5 protein-coding genes are annotated in these 9,195 nt (G+C 67.7%); 2 read left to right on the plus strand and 3 right to left on the minus strand.

The genetic code is table 11. The features are described from left to right. Positions 1-219 precede the first annotated feature (219 nt). On the plus strand, positions 220-4,107 hold the full coding sequence (locus ACFWY6_RS41240) for a GH92 family glycosyl hydrolase (protein WP_384701762.1): 3,888 nt from the start codon (positions 220-222) through the stop codon (positions 4,105-4,107). Positions 4,108-4,167: 60 nt separating this feature from the next. On the opposite strand, the gene ACFWY6_RS41245 is transcribed toward ACFWY6_RS41240, so the two are convergent. Next, entirely contained in the window at positions 4,168-5,859 is a 1,692-nt protein-coding gene (locus tag ACFWY6_RS41245) for a M1 family metallopeptidase (protein ID WP_384701765.1), read from the minus strand. Between the two features lie 101 nt (positions 5,860-5,960). Next, entirely contained in the window at positions 5,961-8,000 is a 2,040-nt protein-coding gene (locus tag ACFWY6_RS41250; protein WP_384701767.1) for a trypsin-like serine peptidase, read from the minus strand. A 175-nt stretch (positions 8,001-8,175) separates the two neighbouring features. Between ACFWY6_RS41250 and ACFWY6_RS41255 the strand changes: the two genes are divergently transcribed. Next, a complete protein-coding gene (locus tag ACFWY6_RS41255; RefSeq protein WP_384701770.1) occupies positions 8,176-8,859 on the plus strand; it encodes a hypothetical protein in 684 nt (227 codons plus the stop codon). Here ACFWY6_RS41255 and ACFWY6_RS41260 read toward each other — a convergent pair. Continuing rightward, positions 8,810-9,195 (minus strand): ATP-binding protein (locus tag ACFWY6_RS41260; RefSeq protein WP_384701773.1); only part of this gene is annotated, 386 nt, incomplete at its 5' end. The two genes, ACFWY6_RS41255 and ACFWY6_RS41260, sit on opposite strands and share 50 nt — an antisense overlap.

Genomic DNA, 9,195 nt, shown 5'->3' on the forward strand with positions numbered 1-9,195 from the left:
CCCCGCCCTCTCGCCCCCTCGCTACCCCCCCCCCCCCCACCCCCGCCAACCTCGGGACAACCGGGCGGCCCCGGTAAGAACACCACCACCGGCCCACCAAAGGCCCCCGCCCCCCACCAAGCCCTCCAACAGCCTTGACACCACCACCCACTTGACGCCCTACTGGACCTTGCGCAGTGAACTGACAACGTTGTCTAACTCGCAGGGAGGGATTCGAGGATGGGACACAGACCTCGGCACAGACACCGTCCAGGTCACCGGAACCGTCTCGGCCACCGGCCCCACTCAGCCGCGCTGCTGGCAGCCACCGCCTTCTCGCTCGTCGCGACAGCGCAAGGCGCGGCCATCGCGAAGCCGGAGGAACCGCCCAAGGCGGCGCGGGAGTTCGTCTCCTCCTTCGAAGAGGGCGACGCCCAGCCCGACTGGCTGAACACCGTGGAGACAGGACCCGACGGCAAGAAGCGCACCGCCGGCGTCAACGGCGCGTTCAGCTCCGGCATCCCCGGAAGTGTGAACGACCACGTCACCGAGGTCCGCGCCAGCGCCGAGAACGCCGGCGGCGGCGAGGTCAAGGAGAACCTGGTCGACGGCGAACCCACCAGCAAATGGCTGACCTTCGCACCCACCGGCTGGGCCGAGTTCGACCTGGACGAGCCCGCGAAAGTCGTGACGTACGCGCTGACCTCGGCGAACGATCACGCCGAGCGCGACCCGAAGGACTGGACCCTGCAGGGCTCCACGGACGGCAAGGGGTGGAAGGACCTAGACACCCGCAAGGGCGAAGCCTTCCCGCAGCGGCACCAGACGAAGAAGTACGACTTCGAGAACGCGACCGCGTACTCCCACTACCGCCTCGACATCACCGCCAACAACGGCGCATCCGACGCCCTCCAGCTCTCCGACGTCCAGCTCTCCGTCGGCGGCAGCGAGACTCCCGCCCCCGAGGACATGCTCTCCCTCGTCGACCGGGGCCCCAGCGGCTCGCCGACCGCGAAGTCGGGCGCCGGGTTCACCGGCAAGCGCGCGCTGCGCTATGCCGGCACCCACAAGGTGGACGGCCGCGGCTACTCGTACAACAAGGTCTTCGATGTGAACGTCTCGATCCGCCGGGACACCGAACTTTCCTATCGCGTCTTCCCGTCCATGGCCGAGGGCGACCTCGACTACGACGCCACGAACGTTTCCCTGGACCTGGCCTTCACCGACGGCACCTATCTGAGTGACCTCAAGGCCATGGACCAGCACGGCTTCCCGCTGAGCCCGCAGGGCCAGGGCGCCGCGAAGGGGCTGTACGTCAATCAGTGGAACAACGTGGTCTCGCGGATCGGGCAGGTCGCCGGCGGCAAGACCGTCGACCGGGTGCTCGTGGCGTACGACTCCCCCAAGGGGCCTGCGAAGTTCCGCGGGTGGGTGGACGACGTATCGCTGAAGGAGAAGGCGCCGCCGAAGCCGAAGGCCCATCCTTCGGACTACGCGTCGACCACCCGCGGCACCAACTCCAGCGGCGGCTTCTCCCGCGGCAACACGTTCCCCGCCACCGCCGTCCCGCATGGCTTCAACTTCTGGACGCCGGTGACCAACGCGGGGTCCCTGAGCTGGCTGTACGACTACGCACGCGGCAACAACGGGGACAATCTGCCGACCATTCAGGCGTTCAGCGCAAGCCATGAACCGAGCCCCTGGATGGGTGACCGGCAGACCTTCCAGATGATGCCGTCCGTCGACAAGGACACCCCGAGCGCATCACGGACCAAGCGGGCGCTGCCCTTCAGGCACGAGAAGGAGACGGCACGCCCGCACTACTACGGCGTGACGTTCGAGAACGGCCTGAAGGCCGAGATGGCGCCGACCGATCACGCGGCGATGATGAAGTTCACCTATCCCGGTGACGACGCGAGTGTCATCTTCGACAACGTCTCGGAGAAGGGCGGCCTCACCCTCGACAAGGAGAGCGGTGTGGTGAGCGGCTTCTCGGACGTCAAGTCCGGGCTTTCGACGGGTGCCACGCGGCTGTTCGTGTACGGCACCTTCGACTCGCCCGTGACCGCCGGCGGCAAGCTCGACGGCGGCGGTGGCGGTGACGTCACCGGCTATCTGCGCTTCAAGCCCGGCAAGGACCGCACGGTCAACCTGCGCCTTGCGACCTCCCTGATCAGCCTCGACCAGGCCAAGGCCAACCTCGACCGGGAGATCCCGTCCGGGACGTCGTTCGACCGCGTCAAGGACCGTGCCCAGAAGCAGTGGGACGACATCCTCGGCAAGGTGGAGGTGGAAGGCGCAAGCGAGGGCCAGCGCACCACGCTCTATTCGTCCCTCTACCGGCTCTACCTCTACCCCAACTCCGGCTTCGAGAAGGTCGGTTCGAAGTATCAGTACGCCTCACCCTTCTCTCCGCAGACCGGGCCTGACACCCCGACCCACACCGGCGCGAAGATCGTCGACGGTAAGCCGTACGTCAACAACGGCTTCTGGGACACCTATCGCACGACGTGGCCTGCGTACTCGCTGCTCACGCCGAAGAAGGCGGGTGAGCTGGTCGACGGCTTCGTGCAGCAGTACAAGGACGGCGGCTGGACGTCGCGTTGGTCGTCGCCCGGATACGCCGACCTGATGACGGGCACCTCGTCGGACGTCGCGTTCGCCGACGCGTACGTCAAGGGAGTCGACTTCGATGCCGAGGACGCGTACGACGCCGCCCTGAAGAACGCGACGGTCGTACCGCCGAGTTCGGGTGTCGGCCGCAAGGGCATGGAGACCTCGCCCTTCCTCGGCTACACCCCGAGCGAGACCCACGAGGGCCTGTCGTGGGCGCTTGAGGGATACCTCAACGACTACGGCATCTCGCGCATGGGCGACGCCCTCTTCAAGAAGACGGGCAAGAAGCACTACAAGGAGGAGTCGGAGTACTTCCTCAACCGTGCCCGGGACTACGTGAAGCTCTTCGACGACAAGGCGGCCGGGGGAGGCTCCGCACCGGGCTTCTTCCAGGGCAAGGACAAGAAGGGTGAGTGGCGCGTCCCTTCGGACAAGTTCGATCCGCGCGTGTGGGGTTACGACTACACGGAGACGAACGCCTGGGGTTACGCCTTCACCGCCCCGCAGGACTCGCGCGGCCTGGCGAACCTCTACGGCGGCCGCAAGGGGCTTGGCGACAAGCTGGACACGTACTTCGCCACTCCGGAGACCGGCTCCGCCGAGTTCGCAGGATCCTACGGAGGCGTCATCCACGAGATGACCGAGGCACGCGACGTACGCATGGGCATGTACGGGCACTCCAACCAAGTCGCCCACCACGCCGCCTACATGTACGACGCGGCCGGTGAGCCGTCCAAGACGCAGGAGAAGGTCCGCGAGGTCCTCTCCCGCCTCTACACGGGCAGCGAGATCGGGCAGGGCTACCACGGCGACGAGGACAACGGCGAGCAGTCGGCCTGGTATCTCTTCTCGTCGCTCGGCTTCTATCCGCTGGTGATGGGCAGCGGTGAATACGCCGTCGGGTCACCGCAGTTCACCAAGATGACCGTGCATCTGGACGGCGGGCGCGACCTGGTCGTCAAGGCGCCGAAGAACAGCGCGAAGAACGTGTACGTGCAGGGTCTGAAGGTCAACGGCAAGAAGTGGACCTCAACTGCCCTGCCGCACAAGGAGATCGCGCGGGGTGGCGTGCTGGAGTTCGACATGGGACCGAAGCCGTCGGCGTGGGGCACGGGCAAGAACGCCCAGCCGACGTCGATCACGCAGGACGACAAGGTTCCGTCGCCTCGCGGTGACGCCATCAAGGGTGACGGCGCGCTCTTCGACAACTCGTCGGAGACGGACGCCACTTCGGAGTCGGGTGCGGTGGAACTTCCGGTCGGGAAGGCGACCAAGGCCGTGCAGTACACGCTGACGTCGTCGTCCGACAAGGCGAAGGCTCCGCGCGGCTGGGTGCTCCAGGGCTCCGCCGACGGCGAGACGTGGAAGGAGCTGGACAAGCGGTCCGGTGAGTCCTTCGCCTGGGACCACCAGACCCGGGTCTTCACGGTCGACGATCCGGGGACGTACCGGCACTACCGGCTCGTGCCGGACGGGGCCGCGACGCTCGCGGAGGTCGAGCTCCTGAGCTGATCCACCGGAAGGAACCGCACAACGCGGGGGCGGCAGTGGCGAGTTCACTCCCGCCCCCGCTCACGTTCGCCGAGGTTTGTCCGCCGAGAAGAGCCACGTCTCGAACAGGTCCGAGAGGTCCTGCCCCGACTCCTTCTCGCACAGCGCGATGAACTGCTCGGTGTCGGCGTTCCCGTGCCGGTGCTCGCGCGTCCAGGTGCGCAGGATGGCGAAGAAGGTTCGGTCGCCCACCGCCTTGCGCAGCTGATGCAGCGTCATGGCGCCTCTGCCGTACACCGGCGAGTCGGAGACCCGGGTGGCGTTCGGCGGGTCCGCGACCGGGAAGTCCCAGATGCCCTCGCTCTCCGGGTGCGTGCCGTCGTAGAAGGAGTCGAAGGTCTCCTGGGCGCTGCGGTGTCCGTGCTCCTCGTCCCACAGCCACTCGGCGTAGGTGGCGAAGCCCTCGTTCAGCCACATGTCCTGCCAGGCGCGGGGCGTGACGGAGTTGCCGAACCACTGGTGGGCCAGTTCGTGGACGACCAGGCGTGCGTCCGGTGCCTCTTCGAAGTACGGCTTGGTCTGCGTCTCCAGGGCGTAGCCGAGGTCGGGGAGGTGGTCGACGACGGCGCCGGTCGAGGAGAAGGGGTAGGGGCCGAAGCGGTCACTGGCCCAGTCGACGACCTCGGGCACCAGGTCGGGGACGTCGACGGGCCCGTCCGCCTCGTCGGGGTCGACGGCCGTGTAGACGGGCAGGCCGTCGTCCGTCGTGCTGGTGGAGATGTCGAAGACTCCGGTGACGACGGTCGCGACGTAACTCGCCATGGGCTCGGAGTTGTGCCAGCGGTAGGTGGTGCGCTTCCCCCGCTGCCGTGTCTCGCGCAGCGTTCCGTTGCTGACCGCCGTGTAGTCGGACGGCACGGTGACGTCGATGTCGTACGTCGCCTTGTCGGACGGGTGGTGGTTGCCGGGGAACCAGGTCATGGAGCCGGTGGGCTCGCCGAGAGCCGCCACGCCGTCGTCCGTCTCGATCCAGCCCTCGTCGCCGCCGTCGTCCGCCGTGAGCATCCGGGGCGTCCCGCCGTACCGGACGGTGGTCTTGAAGGTCTCCCCCTTGCCGATGGGCCGGGCGGGAGTGAGCGTCAGCTTGTTGTTCCTCTTCTCGCCCTTCGTCCTGCTGAAGCGGGCGTCGGAGCCGTCGATCTCGGCGTGGCGCACGCGCAGGCCCGCGAAGTCCAAGGTGAAGCGGGACAGGTCCTGGGTGGCCCGTGCGGTGATCACGGCGGTGCCCGTCAGGTGGTTGCCCTCCGGGGTGTAGTCGAGGGTCAGGGCGTAGTGCGTGACGTCGTAGCCGCCGTTGCCGAGCGCCGGGAACAGGTGGTCGTCGACGCGGTTCCCGCTTGCGTCGAGCATGACGAGGTCTCGCACGGTGCCGTCGCCGTCGTCGCCGTCCCACCAGGTGCGGAAGAGTTCGGCGAGCACCTTGGCCTCGGCCGACTTCGCGGAGAGGTCGGTCTGCACCTCGACGTCGTACGCGCCCTCGGTATCGGCATCGACATCGGCATCGGCATCGGTGAGCTCGACCGTGTACACGGCCTGCGCGTGGCGTGCGGTGCGGGACTCGCCGGTGTCACGGGCCCAGGAGCGGAACTGCTCCAGGAGGCGATGGTGGGACTCCCGTACGGCGGTGTCCGGGTCGCCCGGGGGCTTCGTGTCGCACGCCGACAGGGCGAGGCAGACGGCTGCCGCGCACAAGAGCGCGGCGGGGCGGTTCATGGTCGGTCTCCATCCGGTCGTCCACAGGGGAAGAGGGGCGGGGGCACCCCGAGGTTGCCGCCGCCCCTCGCGCCCCGCGCTCAAGGGGGCTTCGCCTGCGGTTACGCGGGCGCCACGAGCTGGTTCTCCGAACCGATGCCGGAGGCGTTGCCGTCGGCGTAAAGGGTCAGTTCTCCGTCCGACCAACGCACGATGGTGTCATCGGCCCAGGGGTTGTCGGTGAAGTCGCCGCCGCTGACGACCAGGGCGTGCTTCCACAGGCCGTTCGGGGCCTGCCACTTGTGCTCGCCCCAGGAAGAGCCGGTGCCGGTGAAGTCCTGATACTGCGTCAGCTCTCCGTCGGACCAGCGCACGATCAGGTCCCAGGTGTCGTCGCCCGAGTAGTCGCCCGCGGTGATCTGGGTGGCGTGCTTCCACGTACCGGCCAGTGAGGTGCCCGGCGAGACCACCTTGATCTCCTTGCCGAGCTTCTTGTTGTCGCCGGTGTTCTGGTAGAGCGTGACTTCGCCGTCCGACCAGCGCACGACGAGGTCGTCCTGCCACTTGTTGCCGCCGAAGCGGCCCGAGGTCATCGCCTCGGCGTGCTTCCATGTGCCGTTCGCGGCGGCCAGCTGGTACTCGCCGTGGAAGCCCTTCTCGTCGACCGACGGGTAGAGCGTCACCTCGCCGTCCGACCAGCGGACGATGAGGTCGGAGCCGTTGTCACCGGTGAAGTCGCCCGCGACGACCTGCTTGGCGTGGTCGCGCCACAGGGCGTTGGGCCCCTGGACCTTGAACTCCTTGTCGAAGTGGTTCTTGGCCTTGCCCGCACCGCGGTAGATGCTCAGCTCGCCGTCGGACCACATGACGAACATGTCCATCCGGTCGTCGGAGACCGGACCGTCGAGGGCGAAGTAGCCGTTGGCGATGGACTTGGCGTGCTTCCACGTGCCGGCGCCGGGCAGGACCGGGTCGGCCATCGGCGGCGGGTTGATGCTGGCCGGCTGCTTGCCCGCCTTCGCGGCGTCGTAGATCCGCTTCACGTCGTTGTCGAAGTACGACGAGTACGAGGTGTTGGCGCTGTGGCCGCCGGTCATCCAGCCGCCGGTGACGCCGATCAGCTTGGGCGATTCGCCGCCCGCGGTGATGAAGGGGCCACCGGAGGTGCCGCCGACGTAGCCGTCGCAGTGGATCTCGGTGAAGGTGCCGCCGCGCCAGAGCCTGCCGCCGCTGTCCTTGGTGTTGCCGGAGGTGTACTTCTTCGTCGGCGTGGTGCAGCTGAGCGGGTCCTGCTTCGGCTTGTAGTTGCCGCCGCCGTACAGATACGGGTAACCGATGGCGTGCGCGGTGTGGTTGAAACCGGTGTTGAAGCCCATCGGGATGGCGCCGACGACGTTCTCGACCTTCTTGCCGTCGCTGCGCGGCTCGGTGGCGAGGAACGCGACGTCGACGTCGGTGAAGTTCTCCTCGCTCTTCTTGGACCCGGTGTAGCCGGGGTCCTTGAAGATGTGGCCCTTCTTGATGGGGTACATGCCGTGCGGCATCGGGCTCTTCGCGCTGTGCTGCGGCACGAAGATCAAGTTCTCTTTCTGGTCGTTGCTGTCGAAGCAGTGCGCTGCCGACGCGACCAGGTTCTTGCCCGGGGACGGGACGACGGTTCCGCCGCAGAAGCGGTAGTCGTAGCGGTCCGGGTAGTCGTTGCCCGCCTTCTGCGCCCAGTAGAAGGTGCCGACTTCCTTGATGCCCTTGAAGGTGTGCGAGGGCGAACGCAGCATGCCCTCGCGCGCAGCCGCCTCCTCCCTGTCCCCCTGGGAGTCCCTCTTGGCGTCCTCGGCGGCCGCGGCCTCGCGGGCCTGCTGCTCCTCGACCGGCTTGGCCTGGGCCATGCGCTCGGGCGTCCAGAACTTCTCGAGCTCGCGGGCCAGGTCCTGGGCAGGGTCCTGGGAGGGCGACTTCGAGGTCTCCGACGGCGACTTCGACGGGGTCGGGGTCGCCGACGGGGTCGGAGTCGCGGGCGGAGTCGCGGACGGAGTCGGAGTCGCCGACGGGGTCGGCGTGACCGCGGTGGTGGGCGTCGGCGTCGGGTCCGGGGCGGACCAGGCCGGTCCCGCGGCGGCACAGAGGGCGGCCGCGGCAGCAATCGCCGTCAGGGTGCGTTTCATTCTCACAGTGGTGTTCCCCCACAAAAAACGGACCCCACTCATCCGGGGCCCGATTGGTACAGATCAATCAAGAAGGTACGTTACGCACAGATCGAACGATGTGTCGATTGGGGCGGTACTTGCTGCTTGCCCTGTAAGTGTTGTATTGCACCAGCTGGTTGATCGGAGAGATTCAGTGGGGAAGAGGACGCGTGCGGGAGCGCTCGCGGCGGGGGCTCTGCTCCTGACGGTGGGGTGTTCCGGAGGAGATGGGTCGTCGCGGAAGGACGCCCCGGACAACCCCAATCTGCTGCTCGGGTTCCGTACGTGGCTGAAGACGAATGACTCGGAGCGCGACGACGCCCTTGCGGGCCATGCCCGGAACGTCAGCCTCGACTACCGGTCCGGTGAGCGCGACGGGGTGGTCAAGGTCCTCACCGACTACGGCCCCTGGGGCGAGGCAGAGGACCAAGTCGGCCCGCTCGCAAAGGCGTTCACGGAATGGTGGGACGAGGATCCGGCGGCCGGGAGCGCGCGCTTTCTCGGGCAGGGCGGAAAGACGGCGAAGAAGACCACACTGTACGACGGTGACAAGCCGTCGAACCTCCTGGAGGAATTCCGCTCCTGGGCCGCCAAGAACTCCCCGAGCGGCGAACGCCTCGCCCCGCACATCACCCAACTCGCCATCGGATACGGGGCGAAGGGCTCCGGCGCTGTCACCGTCTCGACCGACTACCTCACGTACAAGGACAACAAGACCCAGCAGAATATCGACGCCCTCAGCAAGGCATTCGCCGACTGGTGGGACGGCGATGAGGGTGCGGAAACCGTCACCGTGACCAGCGAGGACCAGGGCAGCCACGCCGAGAGGCGGCTGTGAGCGGGACATCACCGGTGGCCTGAACGAACTCGCACCAGACGATCTTTCCGGGATCGCGCGCCATGACCCCCCACTTGTCGGCCAGGGCCGCCACGAGCAGCAGGCCGCGCCCCGACTCGGCGGCGTCATCCCCTTCGCCGGCGAGTCGGGGCCATCCGTCGCCGCTGTCGTGCACTTCGACGCGGAGTACGTCACCGGCGAGGCTCAGCCCCAGCCGGAAGCCGCGTCCGGGCGGGACGCCGTGCAGCAGGGCGTTGGTCGCCAACTCGCTTACGCAGACGGTGATTTCGTACGCGCGTGACTCGCCGATCCCCCAGTCGGCGAGAGCGCCCGCCC

Source organism: Streptomyces sp. NPDC059037, assembly GCF_042740015.1.
Taxonomy (GTDB): Bacteria; Actinomycetota; Actinomycetes; order Streptomycetales; family Streptomycetaceae; genus Streptomyces.